The organism is Microbacterium murale, from assembly GCF_030815955.1.
GTDB lineage: Bacteria > Actinomycetota > Actinomycetes > Actinomycetales > Microbacteriaceae > Microbacterium > Microbacterium murale_A.
In genome coordinates this window covers 1311345-1337111 of the sequence record NZ_JAUSXK010000001.1, presented here as the reverse complement: position 1 = coordinate 1337111, position 25767 = coordinate 1311345, and the positions used below count along the sequence as shown (strand labels likewise).

The following is a 25767-nucleotide window of genomic DNA, read 5'->3' as shown; positions in this document are numbered from 1 at the left end:
TGGCGGTTCAGAGCGCGGCGTAGATGTCGAAGCCGTCGTGGAAGACGACGTTCTTCTCCCCGGCGCGGATCGGCTCTGCGAAGCGGTTCTGCGCCGGGGGCATCGGGCAGTTGTATTGCGCGGAGAAGCCGCACGGCGGCACGAAGGCGCGGTTGAAGTCGAGGGTGACGGTGCCCTCAGCGGCGAAGTCGGCCGCCTTGCGCGGCACGAAGAGGAAGCGTCCGGCCCCGTAGGTCTCCGTGCCGTTCGTGGCGTCTCCGAAGACGAGGAGCAGGGAGCCTGCGTCGTCGAACGCGGCCAGCCGATAGTCGACGCCGTTGCGAGTGAAGGTGATGTCGCCGGGGACCACGAGCTCGCGAGAGCCGCCGTTGTCGCGGATGTGCTCGAACGGCACGGTGCGGTCGGTGTCGACCGGCGTGAACTGGGCCTCGATCACCCAGTCGGGGTCGTACTCGTACGTGTCGATGTGGTCGAATGCCCTGATCGCCGGAGACTCGGCGTCCCAGATCCGCAACCCGTACTCGGCTTCGCCGGTCGTGAGGTCCTTGCGCTCGAGCGCCGTGACGGTGACGGACGCCGTGGCCTTCTCTGCCGTGAGATCGGGACGTTCGGAGCCGGTCCAGCGCGTCTCGATGAGGGCGAGGTTGCCGGTCCGTGCTGTCACCGCGTCGCGGCGCTCAGCCCGCCAGCGGGCGTGGTCATCGGATGTGGTCAGAGGTGTCGACATGGCTCTTCGATGCTAGGAGAACGGATGGTGGTGCGCAGGTCCCTGCGTCACAGCGGGCAACAGTGCGGTGCCTCGGGTGGGAAGGACCGGTCGCCCTTCTCATTCAAACGCATGAGCACGCCCGGCTATTCCGGGTGCCGACAGTCGGCATGGACCGCATCGCACCGAGCGCGAGCTGCACTACATCGCCCTCGACGATCGTCGGCGCACCGGAAGCGCTCTGGTTACGCTCGGGGTCATGGTCACGTTCGCGCTCATCGCCGCCGCCGTCCTCATCGCGCTGCTCGGCGTCGCGCATTCGATCCTCGGTGAGAAGCACATCATCCGCTGGTTGCTGGCGCACGATCTTCCTCGCCTGCTCGGTGGCGTCTCTTTCACCGCCGGGACGATCCGGTTCGCCTGGCACCTCACGACGGTTCTCTTCCTGGGCCTGGCCGGCGTGCTCCTCGTCGTCACGCTGGGGGCATCAGCTTCGGCTGTGCTCATGGTGGTGGGATCCACCTTCGTGCTGTGCGCTGTGCTTCCGATCTGGTTCACGCGCGGACGCCACATCTCCTGGGTAATCCTGCTGGTGGCCGGCGGACTGTGTTTCTGGGGTGCCGTGACCATCTGAGCTCGGTCCGTCTCGTGGCGGGCTCGCTCGCAGGCGGCGCATCGCGCATTTGCGTACTGTGGAAGGACCCCGATCCGCAAGGAGCACGATGTTCCGCACGCCTGCCCGCCTCTACCGAGTTCTCGCCGTCGCAGAGGCCATCACATGGACGGTCCTGATCGCCGCGCTGATCGCGCGCGCTCTCGGAGCGCCGGGAATCGTCGTCACGATCGGCGGAGGCATCCATGGATTCGTGTTCCTCTCCTACGGCGCGACGGCGATCCTCGTGGCATTCAACCAGCGCTGGTCGATCGGCGTCGGCGTTCTCGCCGTGGCAAGCGCGATCGTTCCCTATGCGACGATCCCCATGGAGGTCTGGTTGCATCGGAGCGGCCGGCTGAAGGGCGATTGGCGGCTCGAAGAGAGCGATCATCCGCAGGATCGCACCTGGTACGACCGCACCATGCGCTGGTTCCTGCGCCGCGCGTGGGTTCTCGTTGCACTCATCGCCGTCGCCGTGATCCTGCTCTACGTGGTGCTTCTCCTGGTTGGGCCGCCCGGCGGAAGATGACCGGCATAGAGGTGTGAGATGAGTCAGCGCGAGCACGCAACGATACGGCGTCGGCAGTTCCGGCTATCCGGTGGCGAGACGCTGTCGTATCTCGCAGGCGGCGACCCGTCGCGGCCCGCTGTTCTCCTCCTGCATGGCTTTCCGAACTCTTCGGAGATGTTCCGCGAGATCGCGCAGGAACTCTCCGAGTCCGCCTTCATCATCGCCCCAGATCTCCCGGGCTTCGGCGAGTCCGACGTCTTGACGATCACCACCTTCGATCGGTTCGGCGAGGCGGTGGCCGAACTCCTCAGCCACCTCGAAGTCGGAGCGCGGTACATCTACCTGCACGATTTCGGCGCTCCCGTCGGCCTTCACCTCGCGATGGCCGACCCAGAGCAGGTTCTCGGTCTGATCATTCAGAACGCCAATGCGCACTGGGCGGGCATCGGCCCTGACTGGGCCGGGACCATCCCCTATTGGACCGAACGCTCTGCAGAGAATGAAGCGGCGGCAACCTCTCATCTGACGCTCGAGGGCATTCGTGACCAGTACCTCGCTGAGGTGCCGCCCGATGTGACGGCGGGCATCTCGGACGAGAGGTGGAAAGAAGACTGGCGCGTGATGAACCTGCCCGGGCGGCGAGAGGTGCAGCGGGCGCTCATCGCGGACTACGGCACATACGTCTCGCGATTCCCGTCGGTCGCCGAGTATCTTGCACGCTGGCAGCCCTCAGCACTCCTGCTCTGGGGACGGCATGACGCATTCTTCGAGCTCGACGAGACGCTGTCCTGGATGCGAGCGTTGCCGCGAATGGAAGCTCACATCTTCGACGGTGGGCACCTGCTGCTGGAGACGCACTCGCCGCGGGTCGCGCCCGTCCTGCGCGACTTCGTCGAGCAACCCGCATGAGTTCGTGCCGGTCGCGCTGAACCGTGCCCACGCGACTGAGGCGCGAAACGCACGCTCAGTACGCGACGATGGCGTTCTTCTCGATGACCTCCGACAGCACCGCGTTCGCGTCGCCGCCGGTGCAGTCCACGATGAGATAGAAGCCGAGGCCGGGTGTGGCGAAGGCGCGAGCTGCCATGATCCAGGTGCGGTCGCCGTCCTGGCCCATGATCTGCCGGTTCGCGACATCAGTGTTCCCGCTTGTCTGGTAGGCGAATGCGCCGTCGACGGCGTTGGGGGTCACGGTCGCGGCATCCGTCTGGAGCAGTACGCCGAGGAGCGCGTCCGACGACGCGCTGTCATCGCCGGGCGTGACCTGCACGTCGGTGGTGTACCCCTGCCAGAACCGTGCGGTGCATGTGCCGTCGATCGTGCCGTACTCCCACCCGCCGTTGCCGTCGTCGGCCGAGGTGACCTTCCAGCCGTCGTCGATCAGGAGGCTGTCGCTCCATTCGATGGAGACGGAGTCCGACAGCAGGTCGCCATCGTCGAACGAGAGCGTCGCCGGCAGTCCGTCGTCCGTGCCCCCCGATTCTTCGGAAGTCGGCTCCGGGGTGCTGGTCGGCTCCTGGGTCGCCGATGTCTCGGTGGGGATGGAGCCGGACACGCATCCGCTGAGCGGCACGGTCGCGAGTGCGACGAGGGCGATCGCTGCAAGACGGTACGGGAGGGCCTTCGTGCGCATGCTGCTCATGCCGGTCAGCCTAGCGCTCGATAAAAGTTGAGCGTGGGCGTATCAAGTTTGTTTTGACAACATTTCGATCGGGAGGTACAGTTGAGCCATCGCGACTCAGGTTTTCCGGGTCGTCGCAGACTTCAACCAAAAGGAGAATCACATGGCACGTGCTGTTGGAATCGACCTCGGTACGACGAACTCCGTCGTCAGCGTCCTCGAAGGTGGCGAGCCGAAGGTCATCGCCAACGCCGAGGGCTTCCGCACGACCCCCTCGGTAGTCGCATACACGAAGGATGGCGAGGTGCTCGTCGGTGAGACCGCGAAGCGCCAGGCCGTCACGAACGTCGACCGCACCGTTGCATCCGTCAAGCGTCACATGGGCACCGACTGGGGCTTCGACGTCGACGGCAAGAAGTGGACTCCTCAGGAGATCTCCGCGCGCATCCTCATGAAGCTCAAGCGCGACGCAGAGTCGTACCTCGGCGACACCGTGACGGATGCCGTCATCACCGTCCCCGCATACTTCAACGATGCCGAGCGTCAGGCGACCAAGGAAGCCGGCGAGATCGCGGGACTCAACGTCCTGCGCATCATCAACGAGCCCACCGCCGCCGCTCTGGCCTACGGACTCGACCGCGGCAAGGAAGACGAGCTCATCCTCGTCTTCGACCTCGGTGGCGGAACGTTCGACGTCTCGCTGCTCGAAGTGGGCAAGGACGACGACTTCTCCACGATCCAGGTGCGCTCGACTGCAGGTGACAACCGCCTCGGCGGTGACGACTGGGACCAGCGCCTGGTCGATCACCTCATCAAGCAGTTCAAGGAGACCAGCGGCGTCGACGTCTCGGGCGACAAGATCGCACTGCAGCGTCTGAAGGAAGCGGCAGAGCAGGCGAAGAAGGAGCTCTCCTCCTCGACCAGCACCTCCATCAACCTGCCGTACCTGTCCCTGACCGAGTCCGGCCCCGTGTCGCTGAGCGAGACGATCACGCGCGCGAAGTTCGAGGACCTCACCAAGGACCTGCTCGATCGCACCAAGAAGCCGTTCGAGGATGTCATCCGCGAGGCGAACGTCAAGGTCGCCGACATCGACCACGTCGTACTGGTCGGTGGATCCACTCGTATGCCCGCTGTCGCCGAGCTCGTCAAGCGCGAGACCGGCAAGGAAGCGAACAAGGGCGTCAACCCGGATGAGGTCGTCGCCGTGGGCGCTGCCCTGCAGGCCGGTGTCCTCAAGGGCGAGCGCAAGGACGTTCTGCTCATCGACGTCACCCCGCTGAGCCTCGGCATCGAGACCAAGGGCGGCCGGATGACCAAGCTCATCGAGCGCAACACAGCCATCCCGACCAAGCGCAGCGAGACCTTCACCACGGCAGACGACAACCAGCCGTCCGTCGCGATCCAGGTCTTCCAGGGCGAGCGCGAGTTCACCCGCGACAACAAGCCGCTCGGTACGTTCGAGCTCACCGGAATCGCGCCGGCTCCCCGTGGCGTCCCGCAGGTCGAGGTCACGTTCGACATCGACGCGAACGGCATCGTGCACGTGTCCGCCAAGGACAAGGGCACCGGCAAGGAGCAGTCGATGACCATCACCGGCGGTTCGTCGCTGTCGAAGGAAGACATCGAGCGCATGGTCCGTGAGGCTGAGGAGAACGCCGCTGAAGACAAGAAGCGGGCCGATGCTCTTGAGCAGCGCAACCAGGCCGAGACCCTGTCGTACTCGATCGAGAAGCTCATCAAGGAGAACGAGGACAAGCTCCCCGCAGACGTCAAGGACTCCGTCCAGGCTGACGTCGATGCTCTGAAGACGGCTCTCGCAGGCGAGGACGACGACGCGGTGAAGGTCGCGTTCGACAAGCTGAACGAGTCGCAGGGCAAGCTCGGTGAGGCGATCTACGCACAGTCTCAGGCGGATGCCGCCGCAGGCGAGTCCGCCGCGGGCGAGGCACCGGCCGATGACGCTTCCGCAGAGGAAGACGTCATCGACGCCGAGGTCGTCGACGACGAGGACGAGAAGAAGTAACCATGACAGACAAGAACTTCAACGAGAACGGTGAAGTTCCTGAGGACGAGGGGTCGGATGCTGCGGCATCCGGCCCGTCGCCGCAGGAAGGCACGACGCCTCAGGACAATCCTGACTCCACGGAGGCGGCCGCCGCTGAGGGGTCAGACGACGACCTCACGGTCGACGACCTCACGGTCGACGACATCCTCGGCGCCGAGCAGACCGGCGAAGCTGCGGCAGAAGACGCCGTGCTCGCCGACCTCGAGACCACGCTGCTGAACGATCTCAAGCGTCTGCAGGCGGAGTACGCCAACTACCGTCGGCGCACCGAGGAGCAGCGTCAGGTCGAGATCGATCGCGCGAAGGGCGAGGCGGCCAAGGGCCTCATCCCCGTGCTCGATGATCTCGACCGCGCGACACAGCACGGCGATCTGGTCGAGGGAACCCCGTTCTTCGTGATCGGGGAGAAGATCCGCACGATGGTGGAACGCCTCGGCGTCTCGGCCTACGGCGAGAAGGGCGAGGAGTTCGATCCCCAGCACCACGAGGCGATCTTCCAGCAGCCGACTCCAGGAGCAGAATCCTCGACGATCCTCGAGGTCGTGGAGGTGGGCTATCGCCTCGGTGACGTGGAGCTGCGCCCGGCGAAGGTCGTCGTCGCGGTGCCCGCTGAGTAGGCGGGTGATCGATGGCTAGCCAGGACTGGTTCGACAAGGACTTCTACAAGACGCTCGGCGTCTCCAAGGATGTCACTGATGCGGATCTGAAGAAGACGTACCGCAAGCTCGCGCGGAAGTACCACCCCGACTCCAATCAGGGTGACGCGAAGGCCGAGGCGATGTTCAAGGAGATCAGCGAGGCGTACTCGGTGCTCTCCGACGCCGAGCAGCGCAAGGAGTACGACGAGATCCGAGCCATGGGCTCAGGTGCGCGATTCACCGCCGGCGGTGCAGGTGCGGGCGGGTTCGAAGACGTGTTCAGCCGGTTCGGTCAGGGTGGGCGTGGTCAGAGCAACGCCGACTTCGAGGACATCTTCGCGATGTTCAACCAGACTCAGGGCGGAAGCTTCGGCTCCGGTCGGTTCGGGCAGACGAGTGGGGGATACCGCGGCTTCGGCGGCCCGCAGAAGGGCGCAGACGTCACTGCGCGCACCACGCTCGACTTCGTCACCGCAGTGCAGGGCGAGACCATCACCCTGCAGGGTGAGGACGGCAAGCCGTTCAAGGTGAAGATTCCTGCCGGCGTCGCCGACGGGCAGAAGATCCGTCTGCGCGGCCGTGGCAGGCCGTCGCCGGACGGCGGTGAGAGCGGCGACATCGTCGTGCAGATCAAGGTGCGCCCGCACCCTGTGTTCACTCGTGACGGTCTGAACCTGCGCCTGACGGTGCCGGTGACCTTCACCGAGGCGACGCTCGGCGCGACGATCGAGGTCCCGACGCTGGCCGGTGACATCGTGAAGCTGCGCGTCGCGCCAGGCACCCCGTCCGGACGCGTCCTGCGCGTCAAGGGGCGCGGCGTCGCGACGTCGAAGGGCACGGGCGATCTGCTCGCCGAGCTGCAGGTCGCGGTGCCGACGCACCTGGACGACGCCGCGCGGGAGGCACTGCAGAAGTTCCATGATCTGGAGCCGAAGGAGAACCCGCGTGCGGAGATGATGGCGAAGGCGCAGGGCTGATGGAGTTCTTGAGCGGAGGTGATCGCGATGGTCGACGATGAGGACACCCCGGTCTTCGCGATCGCCGTCGCTTCTGGTCTCGCGGGCATGCACCCGCAGACCTTGCGGCAGTACGACCGCATCGGGCTGGTCGTGCCGGGTCGCACGCGCGGCGGCTCTCGCCGCTACTCCGCGCGGAACATCGTCCAGCTGCGCGAGGTCGCCCGGCTCTCCGCCGACGGCATGAGCCTGCCGGCGATCGCTCGCCTGCTCGATCTCGAAGATGAAGTGCGGATGCTTCGCCGCCGAGTGCTCGACCTCGAGGGGGCACTGCGGGCCGAGCGGGAGAACCGGCCCGGCGTGCGCGTCTTCGCGGCCGGCGCGAGCGGCGTCGTTCCGGTACCGAGCGGACGTCGCATCCGCCGTTCCACCGACGTCGTGCTGTGGCGGCCGGGCGGGCGTAGCGAAGACTGACGCTGGGCTTCGTTCGACGCCCGAATGAATAGGACCATCCTTATCGAAGATGAGGATGGTCCTTCTTTGTTGACATCTGAAATCGATTGCAGTTAACTGTAGTTCGTTAACGGTACACAAAGAGGTGAGTTCATGGTTTCGATGCGCCCGACCAGAGCGCCCGCGCTCGGCGAACAATTGGCCGCAGTACTGCGCGACCAGATCGTGCGACAGCACCTGGAGCCGGGCAGGCACCTCGTGGAAGACACGCTCGCCGCCGAGTACGACGTCAGCAGAGGACCGGTGCGGGATGCGCTGCGTCAGCTCGAGTCCCAGGGACTGGTCGAATCCCGCAGGCGCGGCTTCTTCGTCGTTGGGCTCAGCCAAAGCGATATCGACGACCTCTACGAGCTACGTGAGTCGATCGAGGTGGCAGCTGTCACCCGTGCGATCGGGCACGTCACCGACGAGCACGTGCGTACCGGCCGCGCGATCGTCAGAGAGATGGTTTCATATGCTGACCGTTCGGAGGCAGACGGCTTCGCCGACGCTGACATGCGGTTCCATGCGCTTCTTTATGAAATCGGCGGCAACCGCCGCCTCGTCGACGTGTGGGAGGCGTATGAGCCTGTCTTCGCCAGCCTCATGCAGCTGACCGTCGAAGAGGATCTCGACCTGCATCCCTCCGCGCACGACCACGGCCGTCTTCTCGACCTCATCGAAGAAGGCGACGTCTTGAAGATCCAGAAGGAGCTTCGAGAGCATCTGGACGGTGCGCGCGCCCGAATGGCGCACGCTGTCGATGCTCTCACCGCTGACCCCGATGAGGCGAGAGCTTCATGACACTGGTCGACATTGAAGGTTCTACGGATTCTGACGTCGTTACAGGCTCCGCCGCGCGGCAGGCCGACGGATCTCGACGCCGATTCGTCGGCGTCGCACAGTCGCGATCGCTGCTGGTCCTCGCGATACCCGCGCTCATTTTCTACGGGTTCGCCGTTCTGGTTCCTTCGATCAGAGGAGCAGTTCTCGCGTTCACGAACTGGGACGGGCTGTCCCGGAACTACGACTTCATCGGACTCGACAACTTCGTTCGCATCTTCACGTCGCAGAGCTCGCTAGACGCGCTGCGGATGACTCTGATCTTCGCGATTGCCGTCACCATCTTGCAGAACGGCATCGGTCTGCTTCTCGCCCTCGGTGTCAATAGCGGACTCAAATCGCAGAACTTCCTGCGCGTGCTGTTCTTCGCTCCTGTCGTCATCACCCCGGTGGTCGTGGCCTATCTCTGGAAGTTCCTGCTCACACCGAACGGCGCGGTCAACACTGTGCTCGACGCCGTCGGCCTCGGGGCTTTGGCGCCGAGCTGGCTAGGCGATCCTTTCTGGGCAGCGGCGTCTGTCGTGATGATGATCGTGTGGCAGCATGCCGGCTACTCGATGGTGATCTACATCGCGGGTCTCCAGTCGATCCCGCAAGAGATAAACGAAGCCGCGGCTGTGGATGGTGCGGGGTCGTGGCGTCGCTTCTGGTCCGTGACATGGCCGCTTCTCGCGCCGGCGACCGCGATCAACATCATGCTCACGATCATCGGCGGGCTGAAGATGTTCACCGAGGTGTTCGTCCTGACCGCCGGCGGACCTGGCGGATCCACCGAGACGATGTCGACGCTCCTTTACAAGTCAGCGTTCCAGTTCAACGAGTTCGGATACGGCATCGCGTTGGCACTCGTCCTCGCCATAGTCGTGGTGTTCTTCTCCGTCGCGCAGCAGCGCATGTCGCGAAAGGGCAGCTGATGTTCCGGTACACCAAGAGCACGTTCGCACGCGAACTGGTGATGCTCCTCGTCGCGCTCGTGTTCATCTTCCCGGTCTATGTGCTCGTGAACATGGCCTTACGGCCGGCGAACGATGCGACCTCGCCGCTGGTGCCGTCGCTTCAGCCGACTTTCGACAACTTTGCGCAGGCGTGGAGCCAGGCGGGGCTGGCGCAGGCGCTCCTCAACAGCGCGATCGTGACCATCACGAGTGTCGTGCTCATCGTGGCGATCTCGTCAATGGCGGCGTATCCATTGGCACGCGTCATGTCAAAACTGTCGACGACAGTCTTCTGGGTCGTACTCGTTGGAATGATGATCCCATTCCAGGTGGCGCTCATTCCGCTCTACCAGACCATGCGCGACCTGGGACTGCTCGGCTCACTCGCATCACTGATCCTGTTCTACACAGGCAGTCAAGTGCCGTTCTCGGTCTTCCTGTACACAGGTTTCCTCCGCACATTGGAGCGCGACTACGAAGAGGCGGCGGCACTCGATGGCGCCGGCACCTTCCGCACGTTCCTGAGCATCGTGTTCCCTCTGCTTCGCCCGATCACTGGAACCGTCATTATCCTGAACGCGATCACCGTCTGGAACGACTTCCTCGTGCCGCTGCTGTACCTCAGTGGCACACCTCAGCAGACGGTCACTGTTGCGCTTTACGCGTTCGTCGGGCAGTTCGTCTCGAACTGGCCGGTCGTGTTCGCCGGGCTCGTCATCAGCGTTGCTCCCGTCCTGCTCGTGTACTTCCTGATGCAACGGCAGATCATCAAGGGATTCGCCGGAGGGCTGAAGGGATGACCCTCACTCCGTATGCGCTGCGCGTGGATGGCCAGACCGAGCCTCAGGGCATCGTCGGCTCTCCCACGTTCTCCTGGCGGCTGCGCGCAGCATCGCGCGGGGCCAGACAGAAGGCGTTCCGCGTCATTGTGTCTCAGCGTGTCGCCACAGGTTCCACCGCGCGCGTGTGGGACTCAGGGCACGTCGAGACTGAGTCGACCGTCGGAGTGCTGTATGACGGCGCGCCGCTGGGTTCCTCCGCCGACTACGCCTGGACGCTCGAGGTCGAAGACGAGAACGGATTCATAGAGAAGGCGCATGGCGCGTTCGCAACAGGAATCGTTCATCGCGACGAGTGGCGCGCCGCCTGGATCGGTCGCAATCCTGTGTACCGTCAGGTGGCCCTGCCGCCTCAGGACACCGACATCAGCTTCACCGTCAATAAGCTCCAGCCGGTGCGCCGCTTCGTGCGGCAGTTCGATCTCGACGAGGTTCCTGCTGTCGCCAAGGTGCACGCATCGGCCAAAGGCGCGTACCGGCTGTATGTGAATGGGAAAAAGGTAGGAGACGACGAGCTCGCCCCGGGTTGGACGGAGTATCGCGACCGGATCACGTACCAGTCCTGGGATGTCACCTCACTGCTGCGCCCTGGCCGCAACAGCGTGGCCGCCCTGCTCGGTGATGGCTGGTACGTCGGGTTCATCGGCACAGACCGACGCCACCAGGCGCAGCATTACGGGAAGGAGCCGGCTCTCCTGGCACAGCTCGTCCTGGATGCTGCGGACGGCGGGCGCAAGATCCTCCCCACTGACGAGGCGTGGAAGGAGCAGGCGTCCGACATCCTCTACGCCGACATGCTCATGGGCCAGTATGAGGATTCACGCCGCGCCGAAGCCTCTTGGTTCCTGCCGACGCACGACATCGCCAGCTGGTCCGACGCGGTCGTCACAGACCGGTCGGTCGATCTGCTAACCCCTGAGGTCGACCCTGGCGTGAGGGCCACTCTGCAGTTGCCCGCCATCTCGGTCGAATCGCGTGGTGGTGGACGGTTCATCGTCGACTTCGGTCAGAACCTGGTCGGTCGGGTGCGGCTGCGGTTGCGCGACCAGCCAGCGGGCCGCCGGATCCAACTCAATCACGCAGAGGTCCTGGACGACGGTGAGCTCTACACCGCGAATCTTCGCACGGCAGAACCCGTCGACGTCTTCTGGACGAACGGCGACCATGACCAGACGTTCGAGCCGCGTTTCACCCTGCACGGCTTCCGGTACGCCGAAGTCCAGGGAATCGAGGGCGAGTTGCGAGCGGAGGACGTCGAGGCCGTCGTGCTGCACAATGACGTCGAGTTCGTCGGTGACTTCGTCTCCTCCGACCCAGCGCTGGATCGACTGTTCGCGAACATCCAGTGGGGTCTTCGCGGCAACTTCGTCTCAATCCCGACAGATTGCCCGCAACGCGACGAGCGGCTGGGTTGGCTCGCCGACGCGCAGGTATTCGCCCCCACCGCCCTCGTCCTCGCTGATCTCGGACCGCTGCTGAAGCGCTGGATGCGGGACGTGCGCAGCGCGCAGAGCGCCGACGGTGCGTTCCCGGATATCGCTCCGCATCTGATCCATCTCCGCGAGGGCGCTCCGGCATGGGGCGACGGCGGCGTCACGGTCCCCTGGAACGTGTATCGTGCGACCGGCGATGAGGGTGTGCTGACAGAGGCGGCCGATTCGATGGTCGCCTGGGTGCGCCACATCGAACGCCACAACCCTGACCTGATCTGGCGGCAGCAGGTCGGCAACGACTACGGGGACTGGCTCCAGATCGGGGAGGAGACCCGCAAGGACGTCCTTGCGACGGCGTACTTCGCCTACAGCGCGGATCTGACCACACGTACGCTCTACCTGCTCGGGCGCGAAGCGGAAGCGGACAGCATCCAGCAACTGCGCGATCGGATCCGCGACGCGTACCGGGCCGCATTCTTGTCCGGCGACGGCACCATAGCGGGTGATACCCAAGGCGCTTACCTGCTAACGCTCGCTTTCGGATTGTATGGCGACGACCTCGAACGTGACCGGATCGCGCAGAAGCTCATCCGCGCAGTTGAGCGCCGCGACGTCGCCCTCACCACGGGGTTCGTCACAGTCGGTCTGCTTTGCCCTGTGCTCGCCGCTGTCGGGCGAGAGGACCTCGCCTTCCGACTGCTGCACAACGACCGCTACCCCTCCTGGCTGTTCTCCGTGCGAAACGGCGCGACCACGATCTGGGAGCGTTGGGATGGCTGGACCGCCGAGAACGGCTTCCAGTCGGCCCGGATGAACAGCTTCAACCACTACTCGCTCGGTTCGGTCGGGGAGTGGTTCCTCTCCGGGATCCTCGGAATCCGACAGGCAGAGAACTCGGCAGGCTACCGGAACATCGAGCTCGCACCTCGATTCGATACGTTCCTCGATCACGCATCCGGGGCGTTGGAGAGCCCGCGTGGACGGATCGAGAGCGCATGGTGGCGCCACGAGGGACAGATTGCCTGGACCGTTTCCATTCCGCCGGGGCGGGCCGCTATGGCGGAGCTTCCCACGGCATCCGAAATCACGGAAGGAGGCGAGAACGCGACGCACTCGCACGGCGTCACCCTGATGGAGAACGGTCAGAACACCACCCGTCTTCGGCTGGAGTCCGGAATCTACCAATTCCGTTTCTCGCCCGGGTAGTACCTGACACTTTCTCACCCGTTACCCGGGGGCTCCCGCCCCCTTCCTGCATTGGAGTCTAGTCACCATGAAATCGCGTTACATCGCCGTCGTCGCCGGTGTGGCCGTCGCGGGCCTCGGCCTGTCGGCGTGCTCGTCGTCAGAGCAGACACCGCCCAACGAGCCAACCGATTCACTCACGATCGCCACGACCTCGAACAACCAGGGCCCTATGGAGGCCGTGGTCGAGGCGTACAAGGAGAAGACCGGCATCGACGTCAACCTGACGGTCGCCGACACTTCCCAGTTCCAGACGACGATCCGCACTCAGCTTTCCAGTGGCACAGCGCCTGACGTCTTCACAGTCTGGGCTGGTGGGGGTAATCCCGGTGCCATCGACGTGCTCCAGGGCGCCGGCTATCTCGCGGACCTATCCGACCGAGACTGGGTCGGCGATGTCGATCCTGGCACAGCCGACACGCTTCAGATCGACGGTAAGACATACGGACTGCCGTCCAAGCTCGATGCGGTCGGAACGATCTACAACACCGCGACGCTCGCCGAACTGGGGCTCGAGGTCCCGACTACCTACAGCGACCTGCTCAGTTACTGCGCGGACGTCAAGGATGCGGACAAGGTCGCCTTCGCCCTCGGAATCCAGACCGACTGGGTGACTCAGCTCATCCCGTACGCACTGGTGGCCTCGACCGTGTACGGCGACGAGCCCGAGTTCGATGCGAAGCTGACCGACGGTTCCGCCACCTTCGAAGACTCGGGCTGGGGTGATGCGCTCGACAAGTACCTTGAGATGAGTGAGGCCGGTTGCTTCAACGACGACCCGCTCGGCACCGACGTGACGGCGTCCTATGACCTCGTCAATTCCGGTGAGGCCGTCGGCGTCGTCCAAGTGCTCGCGTCCTACCCGCAGATCGCGTCCACCGCGCCCGAGGGAGCCGAGTTCGGGTTCTTCCCGCTGCCCGGTGACGACTCCGGTGAGCCGTCGATCCCGCGTGGGATCGGTGTGAGCTTCGCCGTTAACGAGGGCGCGAAGAACAGCATCAATGCCCTCGAATTCGTGGACTGGCTCGCGACCCCGGAGGCGACCGCCGTCTGGTTCGAAGCTGCGCCCGGCATTCCGGCGCTGACCACCGCCGAGGTCGAGCTCGACTCCGTCATGCAGTCCGCCGCCGATGTGATTGCCGACGGTCGAACGGCCCCGATGCCTGATCAGGGGTGGCCGAACGCCAAGGCGCAGTCGGCGTTGTTCATCGGAGTGCAACAGCTCTTCTCGGACCAGGCCGGTCGTGATGACGTGCTGCGGTCGATGGACGAGGCCTTCACAGGCTGATCCACCCGGCTTCGGGGGCGGCGGCCATGTCGCCCCCGAAGCTTCCACCTGCCAGTTCTCGAAAAGAAACACTCACGCATGCCATCGCACGACATCATCACCGCCGTCCCTCTCGCCTTCGACGAGAGCGGCGCGCTCGACCTCGCCGGCAGCCGAGCGATTCTCGAGTACGTCGCAGGATCAGCGGTGCAGGGGGCGCTCGTCCTCGGCACCACCGGAGAGTTCCCGGCGCTTTCGATAGAGGAGCGCAATGCTGTAGCGGCGCTGTCCGTTGAGGCGCTGCGAGGTATGCGCGTGATCGTGCACGTCGGGGCGGCGAGCAGGTACGAGGTGTCGCAACTAATCAGCGGTGCGCGCGCGGCAGGAGCAACGGAGATCGCGGTGCTCACGCCGTACTACCTCCCCGCTCCGCCTGAAGAGGTCTTCGACTTCTTCAGCGAAGTGGTTGACGAAGCAGCAGGACTCGATGTCTACGTCTACATGTTCGAAGCACGAACCGGCATTCCGGTCGATGAGGAGCTCATCGTCCGGCTCGCCGAGCTGACCGGTGTCGTCGGGGTGAAGGTCAGCGGGGAATCGCTCGAGCTCATCTCATCGTTCCGCGAGCGGCTCCCCGATGGATTTCGCATCTACACCGGCTCGGACGGCGACTTCGCCCGTGCTGGGCTCGCAGGCGCCGACGGTGTGATCTCCGGCGTGGCCTCGGCTTTCGCCCGTCCGTTCACCGCGATGCGCGAAGCGCTGCTCGACGGTGACGGGGAACGAGTTGCTGAACTACAGACAGACATCGACGAAGTCGTCGAGGCGGTGAGCGGATCCCCTGCGCGGATGCGTTCTGTCCACCGACTCGCCGGACGTCCGGTCGGCGGGCGGCGCATGCCGATCCCCGAGCCGGATGCTGCGGTACTCGCGCGCCTGGAACGTGCGCTGCCGCGATTCCATTGAAGAAGCGGCGCCTCATCGGCGCCGCGAGACGAAGGAGAAGCAATGTTGCCCTCAGTAGTCCCATCTCGGCGGCGATCCATCGCCGCCGGAGCTCTATTCGGCACGGCCGTGCTGGTCGCTGCACTTGCGGCGGGTCCGGCCATGGCCGATGTGGAGGAACCTCCCGTCGCGGTCATCGACGGTCTCATCGACACGAGCGACCTCAATGCCCTCGGGTTGCCGCAGGCCGAGAATGCCGAGACTGTCACCATCTTTTCTCCCGGGGATGACGACTTGAAGTTCAATCACGGCACGGTGCTGATGCCCTTCAAAGGCAAGCTGTACGCGCAGTGGCAGAGCTCCGAGCGGGACGAGGACGCGCCGGAGACCATCGTCCGCTACAGCGTCAGCGACCAGAACGGAGACAACTGGTCTGATCCGCTCGATCTGACTGCGCCGAGGACGGATGGGTACACCTCGAACGGCGGCTGGTGGACGGACGGGGAGACGCTCGTCGCCTACCTCAACGTGTGGCCGGCCGACCTTTCGCCTCGTGGCGGGTACACGCTGTATGTGTCGAGCACCGATGGCATCAACTGGACGGATCCTGCACCTGTCACGGACCAGAACGGCGAGCCGGTTCTCGGCATCATCGAACAGGATGTGAAAGCTCTGCCGAGCGGTCGCGTCCTCACCGCCTTCCATGTGCAGCCGGGCCTGCAGGTAAAGCCCTACTACACGGATGATCCGCTCGGAGTGACCGGTTGGACGCAGGGCGAGTTCGAGAATCAGGAGTACCTGCCTGGCGAGATGTCGCGGGAGCTCGAACCGAGCTGGCATGTCCAGGAAGACGGAGACGTCGTGATGACGTTCCGCGACCAGGGCGGCAGCAGCATGTTCAAGCTGGCAGCGGTCAGCGAGGATGACGGTGAGACGTGGTCACGGTCGGCAGTGACGGACATCCCAGATTCTCGTACCAAGCAGAGCGCGGGCAACCTTCCGGACGGCACCGCCTACCTGGCGGGAAGCCTTACCGGAACGAAGACGCGCCATCCGCTCGTGGTCGTGCTGAGCGCCGACGGAGAGAGCTTCACCGACGGCTTCGTGCTGCGGGACTCGGAGGACCTCCAGCCGCTGCGGTACGAGGGGAAGTCGAAGAACCTCGGCTACAGCTATCAGAAGAGCGTCGTCTGGGGCGAGTACCTCTACGTTTCGTACGGCACGAACAAGGAGGACGTCGAGTACACACGCGTGCCGCTGGACGACATCTCGATGCGTGACGTTCCGAGTGCTGCGGAACGCCCCGCAGTCGAAGGGGGTGGGGGCTCTCTCAGCGTCAGCTGGACAGCGCCGGCAGACTCCGGGGACGCGGAGATCAGTGGCTACGTGATCGAGGCGACCTCGCGATCCGGGCGGACGTCGACGGTCGAAGTCGCCGGCGATGCGATGTCGACGACACTCGCGGGGGTGCGCCCTGGGCGTTACAGCGTGACGGTGACCGCCGTGAATGCGTACGGCTCCGGTGAAAGCTCCGTACCTTCGGACTGGGTGACGGTGACCGGCAAGCACTGACCACGACGTGCAGCCCGGCTCCTCCGCTGAGCGCGCCGGGCTGCATGGTTCTCCTGACGGTCACGTGTCGCGGATGATCGCCGGCACGTGTGGTAACGTTGCCACAATCCACCCGGTCGCACCTGCAGTTCGGTGTGCATGCGAGCGGCACAGACACACGAAGGAGTGCACCGTTGACTGACACCATCGGCGTCGGAGTCGCCGGGTTCTGGCATGTCCATGCGGACGACTACGCGCGGGAGGTCAGCGAGCACCCCGGTACACGGCTCGTCGCCATGTGGGATGAGGACCGCGATCGGGGCAGCGACGGCGCGAAGCGGTGGGGGAAGGGGCAGACGGACAGCCTCGATGCGCTACTGGCCCGTCCAGATGTCGACGCCATCACCGTGACGACCGCGACCAACGAACACACCGACGTGATCGAGCGGGCCATCGCTGCGGGCAAGCACGTCTTCACGGAGAAGCTGCTCGCCCCGACCGTGTCCGAGTCGGAGGAGCTCGTCGCCGCAGCCCGCGCAAACGGTGTCGCACTCGTCGTCTCGTTACCTAGGCTCTCCGAACCGCTGATCACGACAGCATCCGGTCTGATCGACGACGGCGCGCTCGGCGACGTGACGTACGCGCGCGTGCGCATGGCGCATGACGGCTGGCTCGGCGGCTGGCTGCCCGAGCGCTTCGCCGACCCGATCGCTGCGCTCGGCGGCGCATTCGCCGACCTCGGATGCCACCCCGCTTACCTCGTGCAGCGCTTTCTCGGCGCGCGCCCCAGCACAATCGTCGCATCGTACGGGAACGTCACCGATCGCGCCGTCGAAGACAACGCCGTGGTCGTCGCCCGCTATGCCGACGGTGCCCTGGGGGTCGCCGAGGCGAGCTTCGTCACGACCCCCGGTGCCTTCGCGCTGGAGCTTCGCGGAACAGAAGCCTCGCTGCTGTTCGGCTTCGGGCGTGAAGAGCTGATCGGGAAGGGCGGGCGGTTCGGCGATGACTGGACGCCGGTACCTCTCGACTCCGGCGCGGCGACTCCGTTCGATCTCTGGGTGGATGCGATTCGCGGTGGGGCTGACACCTCCGACAACCATCAGGCCGCGATCGATCTCACGCGTTTCGTGGTGGCGGCCAACGCCGCAGCGGCGTCCGGCACGGCCGTCGTCGAACAGAAAGGGCACGCATGACGAAACCCGCTGAAGACAGAATCCGGATCGGGCTCATCGGGGCCGGAGGCATAGCCGGCGCGCACGTCGCCGGGTACCGGCTCAACCCCGAGACCGTCGTGTTCGCAGCGGTCGCCGACCCCGTGCCCGAGAACGCCGAGAAGCGCCGAGGCGACGACTCGGATGTGCGCGTGTACGCGGACTATCGCGACATGATCGCGGCCGGCGGGCTGGATGCCGTCGACATCTGCCTTCCGCATCACCTGCATGCCGAGGCCGTGATCGCGGCGGCGGATGCCGGGCTGCATGTGCTCTGCGAGAAGCCGCTGTGCCTGACGCTCGACGAAGCAGCAGCCATCACAGAGGCGGTCGAGCGCAACGGGGTGACTGTCATGTGCGCGCACAACCAGTTGTTCCTGCCGGCGGTCGCCGCGGCGAAGAAGCTCGTGGACAGCGGGGCACTCGGCCGCGTGTACGAGGTGCGCACGACCGACAGCTTCTACAACGACTTCACGATCGAGAGCATGGGCTGGCGTGCGCATGCCGCAACGGCGGGCGGCGGTGAGCTCATCGACACCGGCTATCACCCGCTCTACCTGCTGCAGCACCTCGCGGGCGGCACCCCCGTCGAAGTCGGTGCGATGCTCTCGCGTCATCGCTTGGACTTCATGGAGGGTGAGGATTCGGCTCAGGTGCTCGTGCGCTACGACAACGGCGTGGTCGGCCATGTGACCACGAGCTGGGCCTACCAGCCGGCTGTCGGCACTGAGAAGTTCTCGCTGGTCGGCGAGAAGGGGTCGCTGAGCTCTGACGGCACGACGCTCGTATCCCGAGTGCGTGGTGAGGAGCCGGTGACCGTGGCCTTCGAGCTGGTGCACGAGCTCGCCGCCGAGGTGGCGCATTTCGCCGAATGCCTGCGCGAGGCACGCCGTCCGATCCAGACGCACGTCGAGGGAATCGATGTGCTCGGCGTCATCCTCGCCGCCTACGAGTCGGCCGGGAGCAGGTCGATCACCGCGGTGCACAACGCGGCACGCGTGCGCACCGCCTGAAGCCTCGCGTGTCGGCGCCGCGCCGCTCAGGCGGCCGAGCGCGCATCATCCGCGAGGGCGTCGACGATGATGCGGGTGAGATCCGCGCTGCGTTCGAACTGCGGCCAATGGCCAGCCGGCAGATCGACCAGGGTGACATCGCGGATGCGCGCCAGCTCAGTGGCCGGATCGGCGGGTTCCGTCATCCACCGACGCACATCCTCAGAGGTGTATTCCGAGGCGATCACCGTCGCCGGTACGTCGTAGCGCCGATCATCGGTCAGCCGCTGCGAGGTGTCGATGCCCTGTCCGTCGCCCGTGCGCTGGCGCTCGCGCAGCGCCGCGAGGGCGTCGTCGACCGCGCAACGCCGAGCAATGTCGGCCGTGTCGTGGTGGGAGTCGGCGGCGAAGCCGGTGAGGACGTAGGTGCCGTCGGCGCTGGGCAGGCCACCGACGTGGAACGTACGCGCGACCCGATCGGGGCGGCGGTTGGCGGCAGCATGCACCAGACCGCACGCCTCGGCGTGGCCGACCAGCGCCACGGGGCCGCCCATCTGGTCGATCGTGTTCACGATGAGCGCGACGTGGTCGGCGAGCATCACGCCGGAGCGGTCGGCGGTGCGAGAGGTCAGGCCGCGCAGCGTCAGAGGGTGGGGCACATGACCCGCTTCTCTGAGTCGGTCGGACACCTCCTGCCACGACGAGCTGTCGAGCCACAAACCAGGCACCAGAATGACGTCCATCACGCCTCCTTCGGGGTCGATCATCATCCTGCACAGGAGAAGAAGGCGCGCCGAGGGGCTTGACAGCGAAGCGTTCCCGTCAGTCCGCTTCGCCGGCCGCGATCGCGTCCTCGCAGCCGAGCAGCAGTACGCCGGCGCTCCAGGCGTGCGACAGGGTGAGCAGCATGCCCTTCGGCTGGAAGCACTCGGTCTGGTAGTAGCGCTCGGTGACCATGCCGCGGTACGCGTTGAAGTCGCCGTCGAAGCGTGCGACGAACTGCCGGAAGCATGCGAGGGACTCCAGCGCGCGCTCGCGAAAGTGCGCGTCGCCCGTCACCTCTGCCAGCCGCAGCATCTCGCGCGTCATCACGAGCCCGTAGGCATGCAGGTGCTGGTTGGACGGCGACGCCTGGTCGGAACCTCGAGTGCCGAAGTCGAAGATCCCGAGCATCGACGTCGCAGGAAAGTCGACGTCGTACGTGTAGCGGAACGACAGCGCGAAGTCGGCCGCGCGTCGAGCGAGATCGAGCCAGCGGGATTCGCCGGTCGCGTCGTACAGCGCCACATACGCCATCACGGCGACGTAGCCGTCTTCGCTGGTGCCGGCGAGATCGACGTCCTCCGGCGCACCGTGCAGATCCTCGTCGAGCACCAGCCGCGCGTACCAGTCGCCTGCGCGCACGGCCGCGGGAAGATACCTCTCGTCCCACTCTGCGGCCTCGGCCAGCGCGCCGACCCACGCGAGTCCAGCCGATCCGTCCCACACCAGGACCTCGCCGGTCTCCGCATGGTGGATGCTGCCGAGATTGCCGTCTGCGCGCTGACGCGTCACGACGGCGTCGAGGTTGGATGCCGCGGCGCGCCGCCAATCGTCGCGTTCGGTCAGCGACACCGCACGCACGAGGAACTGCGTCGCCTCGCCGAGCGTGCGGCCGTGCAGGCCCTGGCGGTGCGAGGTCCAGCTCTGCGTCCAGCCGCTCCCGCGGTACCAGACGCCCCAGAACGTGCCGCTCGGCGACAGCTCTGCTGTGCAGAAGTCGATCACGCTCTCCGCAGCCTGTCGCAGAGCGGAATCATCGGCGCGGGCCGCATGTCGCAGCATCGCATAGGCCCAGGGGATGCCGGAGACCCACCCGACATGCATCGCATGCCGGTCGACGGACTTTCCGTCGCGGCCTGACACCTCACGGTCGAAGCCCACCGTCTCCAGCAGCACTCCGGGATCGGGGTCGTAGTGCCATCGGTGCAGACCCTCCGCGCTCAGTGCGGCGGCGCTCGGAACGTCCACCCATGGGCGAAGTGGAGCGGATGGCGCGGATGCCGCATGCAGCTCGCGCAGGACGCGCGCGTAGTCGTGACGATCATCCGAGAGTTCATGCACGCGCACGACGATCTCGACGGTCGCGCCGGCCTCGAAGACGTGATGCAGCACCTCGGGCTCGCGCGGCGCCGCATCGCCGTAGTACGTGACGGGGAACTCGCGGGCCGGGAAGGTCACGCTGAGAACGGCGTCGCCGCCGTGCAGGGCGAAGCCGAGACCGGTGAGACCGAGAGCGGTCACGGGCGCAGCCGACAGCGCGACGCCGTGGCGTGCACGATCCGGCCAGACGAACACGGCAGGGGTCGCCGCACGGTCGGAGCGGAAGTGCCACTCGTCGCTGACGAACGGATCGGCATCGGCGGCGGGGTGTGCTTCGAACCGAGGATACGGCCGGTCATTCCCCGCTGGCCGGTTGTCGCCGTAGAACAGTCCGGGGATCAGCCACCACGGCTCCACAGCATCCGCGATCCTGACCGACAGGCGCACTGCCGCCGCCATGGGGCTCGTGCCCAGGTATCGGACGCGGACGCGACGGATCTCGCCGTCGGTGTGCACGTCGATCCGGAACAGCGCCGGATCGGCGTCCAGGACCTCGGCCTCGAGGATTCGGGCGGTCAGCGGGCGACCCGGATCGGGAGCGCTCACTCCGGCTGCTCTCCCAGTGGCCATTCCAGCAGGTCGACCTCGACGATGTCGGCATCCGGATCGAGCGGAACGCGGAATGTGCGCACCTGGTGCGGCCGGAACTCGCCCTCGATCGCGCGATCGACGAACGGCAGTTCCAGCCGGGCGCTCGTGGCCCGCCCCGTGGTCTCGACGGCACGCACGATGATGTCGGCAGCGCCAGCATCCGGGACGTCTTCACTGCCCTTGATCGCCGTGATCATCACGGCATCCGATCCGTCGTCGGCGAAGTTGTTGCGCGCCGGAAGGTCGCCGGAATGGAACGACTCCTGCTGCGCGCGTACCGGTGCGCCGAGCACCGCCGCGCGTCGAGTGGGTTGCGAGGTGCGCCAGTCGCCCGCGTGCGGGATGAGCTCAAGGCTGAAGCGCTGAATGCCCTGGTCCTGGAAGGAGTAGATCCCCTCGGGGTCGAGCAGGCGCGGATCGTGCCACGAGTACACCGGGCTGCGCACGGCGGTGATGCCGATGCTCGAGGTCTCGAGCCCGGCGGATCCGGCCGGTGAGACGTCCCAGCCGTGCTTGGTGGTGGCCACGACGGTCAGACCGGCGGGGGCGCCGTCGACGGTTCCGGTGAGGTCGACCCACGACTGGGCCGGTTCCTCAGCGCCGTCGACCGGCCGCTCGATCGTGCCGTAGGGGATCTCGTAGGTGGCGGACGGGTCGTCGAGCCCGACCGGGAAGCGGAGCTTGAGCAGATGAGCCTTCTCCCGCCAGTCGATCGTGACATCGACTCTGACTTCGCGCGCATCGTGGTCGAGGAGATACTCCTCGATGAGCGTGCTCGCACCCCAGGATCGCTCGACGCGCACGCGCGAACGGAGCGGACCGGTCTCGCGCACCACGATGCGGTCGAGCGTCATCGCGGCACCTGGCCACGCGTACGAGATCACGCGGTGGCCCCACGTGTCGGTCGGGTCGTCGCAGACTGCCGTGCGCGGCTGTCCCTTCGTGCCGTGCAGCGGGTCGAGTCCGGTCGCCTTGTCGCGCAACGCGATGACATCGCCGGTGCGGGGGTCGAGTTCGACTCGGAGGTGCGCGTTCTCGATGACGGTGCCGTCAGCTGAGACGGACAGCGAAGAGGTCTGCGGGATCGCGGGCCCGGGGAGCAGCCGGTACACCGCATACCCGAACGCCGGCACGTCGGCGCGGAACGTGACAGCGCCGCGACCGCGGTCGCCGGTGGTCGCGGACGACTGCGTCGCCTGCGAGAACACCTCGACACCGCCATGATCCACCACTCTGACGCCGTGCGGCTGCACGCCGAACTGGAAATCGACGTCGGTGGAGACTGGCCACGGATGCGGGTTGAACACGACGATCGGCTGCGTCGCGGCATCCATCGGGATGTCGATCCGGCGCGCGATCCGGTTGTGCGCGCGGGTGATGATGCGTTTTGCGATGGCGACGGCTTCGCCGAGCTGATCGCGGGCATCATCGTACGAGGGCTCGATCGCCGACCCAGGAAGGATGTCGTGGAACTGGTTGAAGAGGATCTGCTTCCACGCGCGCTCGAGGTCCTCGCGCGGGTAGTCCTCGGCGCCGAGGACCACATCGACCGCGGCCCAGCGCTCGGCGGAGAGCACAGCGTGCTGCGCCCTGCGCTGCCACGCCTTGATGCCCGAGTGCGCCGAGTAGCAGCCTGGCGCGTGGTGCTGCAGGTCGTCGCGGCGGACGACCAGGTTGTCGAGGAAGCCCTCGCCTCGGCTGAGCATCTCGTCGAAGTACACGCGCGGTGACGACATCGCCATCCTCCCGAAGGTTCCCATCCGGTCATAACGGTGGATCGAGTCGATGTTGGCCTTCGTCGGCCCGCCGCCGTGATTGCCGACACCGTAGAAGACCATCATTTCTCCGAGAGTGCGGTCCAGCTGGCCGAGAGCCTTTTCGGTCTGACCGGAGACGTCTCCGGGCGGGCTGCAGTACTCGAAGGGGATGCGGTAGGCGAGCACCCGGGAGCCGTCGGCGGACTCCCAGTGGAAGAGGGTCTCCTCGAGGTCGCCTTCGTGCGGGCCGGGGCGCATGAAGCAGTACGAGTCGATCCGGTGGCCCTGCAGGATCTGCGGCAGGCTCGCGCTGTGCCCGAACGGGTCGACGTTCATGCCGACCGTCGAGATCTTCCCGAACCGGGACTGCAGATAGCGCTGACCGTAGAGGCCCTGGCGCGCGAACGACTCGCCCATGGGCATGTTGCAGTCCGGTTCGACCCACCAGCCGCCGACGTTGACCCAGCGCCCCTCGGCGACGCGCAGGGCGATGCGTGCGAACATCTGCGGATCCTGCTCTTCGACCCATGACAGCAGCACGATCTGATCGCACGTGAAGATGAAGTCGGGGTACTCGTCCATCCGGTCGAGTGCGCTCGCGAAGGTGGCGCGCGCCTCCTGGTAGCCCTCCTGCCACGGCCACAGCCATACCGGGTCGAGGTGCGCGTTGCCGATCATGTGCAGCGTGCGATCCGGCGTCGCGACAGGGCGAGCCGCCGGGGTGAGGTCGCCGGGCTGCTCGCCGGAGGGGGCGTTCGCGATCGGTGCGCGTTCGATCGGCGCGCGTTCGGCTGGCGTGCTCACGAAAGGTCCTCTCCGGCTGCCCAGGCATCCAGGATCTCGGAAAGCGCGTGCAGAAGGAAGGTGTGCAGCTCCTGGATCCGCGGGGTCTCATCGGAGGGCGCGAGGAGCGCATAATCTGCCAGGCCCAGCGACGGACCGCCGTCGCCGCCGGCGAAGAGCAGCGTGGTGGCGCCGTTGGCCCGGGCGGCGGTGAGTCCGCGAACGATGTTCTCCGAACGCCCCGATGTGGTGAAGGCGGCGACCACGTCGGCCGGATGAGCGAGAGCCTCCACTTGACGCGAGAAGATCTCCTCGAAGGCGTAGTCGTTGGCGATGCAGGTCGACACCGTGGCATCCGTCGTCAGTGTCACGGCGGGCAGCGGCCGCCGGTCTCGCCGGTAGTGCCCGATGACCTCGCCCGTGAAATGCTGAGCGTCGGCGGCGCTGCCGCCGTTGCCGAACGTGTAGAGGGTGCCGCCGCGCTCGAACGCGTCGATGAGCATGTCGCCCACCTCGCGAACTCTCGGGAGCAGTGCTTCTGCGCCTTCGGCGGTGCGGATGTGTGCGGTGAGCTGGTTGTCGAGCCAATCAGACACGGGTGGTCTCCATGAGGTCGAGGGCGAGGACTCCGGCGCCGACGACACAGACCTCGTCGCCGAGGGCGGCGAGGGTCACTGTCGCGCGTGCTGCCGGCGCCATGGCGGTCGTGCGCACGATGTGGCGCACAGGATCCAGCAGCTGCGCGCCGGAGCGGGTCACGCCGCCGCCGAGGACGACGACGTGCGGTTCGAAGAGGTTCACGAGGTCGGTGACCGCCTGCCCGAGCAGGTCGGTGGTCTCGCTCCACAGTTCACCGGCGAGCGGATCGCCGGCCGCGGCCGCGGCGGAGACATGCTCGGCGCGCACCACCGGCAGCTCGCGCAGCGATGAGTCGCGATCGGATGCCGCGAGCAGGTCAGCGGCGCGTGCAGCGATGGAGCTGCCGGAGGCGTAGGCCTCGAGACAGCCGCGGCGGCCGCACAAGCAGTCGCGACCGCCGGGCCGTACGGTGATGTGGCCGAACTCGCCGCCGTTGCCTGCGGCGCCGCGATGCAACCGGCCGTCGATGATCGATCCGCCTCCGACGCCGGTCGAGAGCGTGAGGTACAGGGCGATGTCGGTGCCTTGCGCCGCGCCGAAGCGGTGTTCGCCGAGCACAGCGGCCGTCGCGTCGTTCTCCACCACGGCCGGCACTCCGAACTCGTGCTGAGCCATCGAGACGATCGGGATGTCGATCCAGCCGGGCAGATGCAGCGGGTGGGTGAGCACGCCGGCGGCCGCATCGAGCGGACCGCCGCAGCTGATGCCGACGGCGAGCGGCTGTCCGAGGCCGGCGTCCGCGATGCTGCGCCTTCCCATGTCGAACAGGTGCGCGATGACAGCATCCGGTCCTCGGTGCTTCTCGGTCGGCTCTGAAAGGAAGGCGTGGGTGCGACCGTCGGGAGTCACCATCGCCACGGCGATCTTGGTCCCGCCGATATCGAGCGCGAGCACGCCCCGTTGCGTTGCCATTCATTCCTCCGGCCTGTGCGACATGTTCTGCG

Annotated in this window: 23 protein-coding genes; 16 read left to right on the top strand and 7 right to left on the bottom strand. The window is 66.2% G+C overall.

Translation table 11 applies throughout. The features are described 5' to 3' along the window. Positions 1-7 precede the first annotated feature (7 nt). On the bottom strand, positions 8-727 hold the full coding sequence (locus tag QFZ46_RS06555; protein WP_307359617.1) for a DUF1684 domain-containing protein: 720 nt from the start codon (positions 725-727) through the stop codon (positions 8-10). A gap of 238 nt (positions 728-965) precedes the next feature. Between QFZ46_RS06555 and QFZ46_RS06550 the strand changes: the two genes are divergently transcribed. The 3 genes from QFZ46_RS06550 to QFZ46_RS06540 all read left to right on the top strand — a co-directional run bounded on the left by QFZ46_RS06550 (position 966) and on the right by QFZ46_RS06540 (position 2781). Continuing rightward, positions 966-1340: a hypothetical protein gene (locus tag QFZ46_RS06550; protein WP_307359616.1), complete on the top strand. Its 375-nt coding sequence runs from the start codon at positions 966-968 to the stop codon at positions 1338-1340. 88 nt (positions 1341-1428) lie between these two features. After that, positions 1429-1890, top strand: a complete 462-nt coding sequence (locus tag QFZ46_RS06545; RefSeq protein ID WP_307359613.1) for a DUF3817 domain-containing protein — start codon at positions 1429-1431, stop codon at positions 1888-1890. A gap of 18 nt (positions 1891-1908) precedes the next feature. Then, positions 1909-2781 carry an alpha/beta fold hydrolase gene (locus tag QFZ46_RS06540; protein ID WP_307359612.1) on the top strand — a complete coding sequence of 291 codons (873 nt, stop codon included), beginning with the start codon at positions 1909-1911 and terminating at the stop codon, positions 2779-2781. Positions 2782-2836: 55 nt separating this feature from the next. Here the strand turns inward: QFZ46_RS06540 and QFZ46_RS06535 are convergent, their stop codons facing one another. Further along, positions 2837-3514: a hypothetical protein gene (locus tag QFZ46_RS06535; protein WP_307359610.1), complete on the bottom strand. Its 678-nt coding sequence runs from the start codon at positions 3512-3514 to the stop codon at positions 2837-2839. 142 nt (positions 3515-3656) lie between these two features. On the opposite strand from QFZ46_RS06535, the gene dnaK reads away from it, so the two are divergent. The 13 genes from dnaK (at position 3657) to QFZ46_RS06470 (ending at position 18932) form a co-directional block, all read left to right on the top strand. Further along, positions 3657-5519 carry a molecular chaperone DnaK gene (gene dnaK / locus QFZ46_RS06530; protein WP_307359608.1) on the top strand — a complete coding sequence of 621 codons (1863 nt, stop codon included), beginning with the start codon at positions 3657-3659 and terminating at the stop codon, positions 5517-5519. Between the two features lie 2 nt (positions 5520-5521). Next, on the top strand, positions 5522-6178 hold the full coding sequence (locus QFZ46_RS06525; RefSeq protein WP_307359607.1) for a nucleotide exchange factor GrpE: 657 nt from the start codon (positions 5522-5524) through the stop codon (positions 6176-6178). Positions 6179-6189: 11 nt separating this feature from the next. Then, on the top strand, positions 6190-7176 hold the full coding sequence (locus QFZ46_RS06520) for a DnaJ C-terminal domain-containing protein (RefSeq protein ID WP_307359605.1): 987 nt from the start codon (positions 6190-6192) through the stop codon (positions 7174-7176). A 27-nt stretch (positions 7177-7203) separates the two neighbouring features. Beyond that, a complete protein-coding gene (locus QFZ46_RS06515) occupies positions 7204-7629 on the top strand; it encodes a heat shock protein transcriptional repressor HspR (RefSeq protein ID WP_307359603.1) in 426 nt (141 codons plus the stop codon). A 132-nt stretch (positions 7630-7761) separates the two neighbouring features. Beyond that, entirely contained in the window at positions 7762-8451 is a 690-nt protein-coding gene (locus QFZ46_RS06510; RefSeq protein ID WP_307359602.1) for a GntR family transcriptional regulator, read from the top strand. Beyond that, a complete protein-coding gene (locus QFZ46_RS06505; protein WP_307359599.1) occupies positions 8448-9404 on the top strand; it encodes a carbohydrate ABC transporter permease in 957 nt (318 codons plus the stop codon). The genes QFZ46_RS06510 and QFZ46_RS06505 overlap by 4 nt, the downstream gene beginning before the upstream one ends. Then, the gene (locus QFZ46_RS06500) at positions 9404-10225 is read left to right on the top strand and encodes a carbohydrate ABC transporter permease (protein ID WP_307359596.1); all 822 of its coding nucleotides are present in this window, start codon (positions 9404-9406) and stop codon (positions 10223-10225) included. The genes QFZ46_RS06505 and QFZ46_RS06500 overlap by 1 nt, the downstream gene beginning before the upstream one ends. Next, positions 10222-12903, top strand: coding sequence for an alpha-L-rhamnosidase (locus QFZ46_RS06495; protein WP_307359593.1), 2682 nt, complete (start codon positions 10222-10224; stop codon positions 12901-12903). The genes QFZ46_RS06500 and QFZ46_RS06495 overlap by 4 nt, the downstream gene beginning before the upstream one ends. Before the next feature lie 67 nt (positions 12904-12970). Then, on the top strand, positions 12971-14230 hold the full coding sequence (locus tag QFZ46_RS06490; protein WP_307359589.1) for an ABC transporter substrate-binding protein: 1260 nt from the start codon (positions 12971-12973) through the stop codon (positions 14228-14230). A gap of 78 nt (positions 14231-14308) precedes the next feature. Next, on the top strand, positions 14309-15175 hold the full coding sequence (locus QFZ46_RS06485) for a dihydrodipicolinate synthase family protein (RefSeq protein WP_307359587.1): 867 nt from the start codon (positions 14309-14311) through the stop codon (positions 15173-15175). Positions 15176-15217: 42 nt separating this feature from the next. Beyond that, positions 15218-16726 carry an exo-alpha-sialidase gene (locus QFZ46_RS06480; RefSeq protein WP_307359584.1) on the top strand — a complete coding sequence of 503 codons (1509 nt, stop codon included), beginning with the start codon at positions 15218-15220 and terminating at the stop codon, positions 16724-16726. A 173-nt stretch (positions 16727-16899) separates the two neighbouring features. Then, positions 16900-17901 (top strand): Gfo/Idh/MocA family protein, encoded by a 1002-nt coding sequence (locus tag QFZ46_RS06475; RefSeq protein WP_307359581.1) that lies wholly within the window; start codon positions 16900-16902, stop codon positions 17899-17901. Beyond that, entirely contained in the window at positions 17898-18932 is a 1035-nt protein-coding gene (locus QFZ46_RS06470; protein ID WP_307359580.1) for a Gfo/Idh/MocA family protein, read from the top strand. The genes QFZ46_RS06475 and QFZ46_RS06470 overlap by 4 nt, the downstream gene beginning before the upstream one ends. 26 nt (positions 18933-18958) lie before the next feature. On the opposite strand, the gene QFZ46_RS06465 is transcribed toward QFZ46_RS06470, so the two are convergent. From QFZ46_RS06465 to QFZ46_RS06445, 5 genes are all read right to left on the bottom strand, one after another. After that, entirely contained in the window at positions 18959-19654 is a 696-nt protein-coding gene (locus QFZ46_RS06465; protein ID WP_307359579.1) for an alpha/beta fold hydrolase, read from the bottom strand. Positions 19655-19733: 79 nt separating this feature from the next. After that, complete coding sequence (locus QFZ46_RS06460; RefSeq protein ID WP_307359577.1) at positions 19734-21599, bottom strand: beta-L-arabinofuranosidase domain-containing protein; 1866 nt, start codon at positions 21597-21599, stop codon at positions 19734-19736. Further along, entirely contained in the window at positions 21596-24205 is a 2610-nt protein-coding gene (locus QFZ46_RS06455; RefSeq protein ID WP_307359575.1) for an alpha-mannosidase, read from the bottom strand. Before QFZ46_RS06455 ends, QFZ46_RS06460 begins: the two co-directional genes overlap by 4 nt. Beyond that, positions 24202-24780, bottom strand: coding sequence for a D-sedoheptulose-7-phosphate isomerase (locus QFZ46_RS06450; protein ID WP_307359573.1), 579 nt, complete (start codon positions 24778-24780; stop codon positions 24202-24204). Before QFZ46_RS06450 ends, QFZ46_RS06455 begins: the two co-directional genes overlap by 4 nt. Beyond that, a complete protein-coding gene (locus QFZ46_RS06445) occupies positions 24773-25735 on the bottom strand; it encodes an ROK family protein (RefSeq protein WP_307359570.1) in 963 nt (320 codons plus the stop codon). Before QFZ46_RS06445 ends, QFZ46_RS06450 begins: the two co-directional genes overlap by 8 nt. Positions 25736-25767: the final 32 nt, after the last annotated feature.

Bases quoted from the DNA above. Each gene is read 5' to 3' on its own strand.
- QFZ46_RS06540 (WP_307359612.1), top strand. From the start codon at position 1,909: ATGAGTCAGCGCGAGCACGCAACGATACGGCGTCGGCAGTTCCGGCTA.
- dnaK (WP_307359608.1), top strand. From the start codon at position 3,657: ATGGCACGTGCTGTTGGAATCGACCTCGGTACGACGAACTCCGTCGTC.
- QFZ46_RS06535 (WP_307359610.1), bottom strand. From the start codon at position 3,514: ATGAGCAGCATGCGCACGAAGGCCCTCCCGTACCGTCTTGCAGCGATC.
- QFZ46_RS06465 (WP_307359579.1), bottom strand. From the start codon at position 19,654: ATGGACGTCATTCTGGTGCCTGGTTTGTGGCTCGACAGCTCGTCGTGG.
- QFZ46_RS06525 (WP_307359607.1), top strand. From the start codon at position 5,522: ATGACAGACAAGAACTTCAACGAGAACGGTGAAGTTCCTGAGGACGAG.
- QFZ46_RS06490 (WP_307359589.1), top strand. From the start codon at position 12,971: ATGAAATCGCGTTACATCGCCGTCGTCGCCGGTGTGGCCGTCGCGGGC.
- QFZ46_RS06485 (WP_307359587.1), top strand. From the start codon at position 14,309: ATGCCATCGCACGACATCATCACCGCCGTCCCTCTCGCCTTCGACGAG.
- QFZ46_RS06520 (WP_307359605.1), top strand. From the start codon at position 6,190: ATGGCTAGCCAGGACTGGTTCGACAAGGACTTCTACAAGACGCTCGGC.
- QFZ46_RS06495 (WP_307359593.1), top strand. From the start codon at position 10,222: ATGACCCTCACTCCGTATGCGCTGCGCGTGGATGGCCAGACCGAGCCT.
- QFZ46_RS06555 (WP_307359617.1), bottom strand. From the start codon at position 727: ATGTCGACACCTCTGACCACATCCGATGACCACGCCCGCTGGCGGGCT.
- QFZ46_RS06545 (WP_307359613.1), top strand. From the start codon at position 1,429: ATGTTCCGCACGCCTGCCCGCCTCTACCGAGTTCTCGCCGTCGCAGAG.
- QFZ46_RS06510 (WP_307359602.1), top strand. From the start codon at position 7,762: ATGGTTTCGATGCGCCCGACCAGAGCGCCCGCGCTCGGCGAACAATTG.
- QFZ46_RS06515 (WP_307359603.1), top strand. From the start codon at position 7,204: ATGGTCGACGATGAGGACACCCCGGTCTTCGCGATCGCCGTCGCTTCT.
- QFZ46_RS06480 (WP_307359584.1), top strand. From the start codon at position 15,218: ATGTTGCCCTCAGTAGTCCCATCTCGGCGGCGATCCATCGCCGCCGGA.
- QFZ46_RS06470 (WP_307359580.1), top strand. From the start codon at position 17,898: ATGACGAAACCCGCTGAAGACAGAATCCGGATCGGGCTCATCGGGGCC.
- QFZ46_RS06505 (WP_307359599.1), top strand. From the start codon at position 8,448: ATGACACTGGTCGACATTGAAGGTTCTACGGATTCTGACGTCGTTACA.
- QFZ46_RS06445 (WP_307359570.1), bottom strand. From the start codon at position 25,735: ATGGCAACGCAACGGGGCGTGCTCGCGCTCGATATCGGCGGGACCAAG.
- QFZ46_RS06550 (WP_307359616.1), top strand. From the start codon at position 966: ATGGTCACGTTCGCGCTCATCGCCGCCGCCGTCCTCATCGCGCTGCTC.
- QFZ46_RS06500 (WP_307359596.1), top strand. From the start codon at position 9,404: ATGTTCCGGTACACCAAGAGCACGTTCGCACGCGAACTGGTGATGCTC.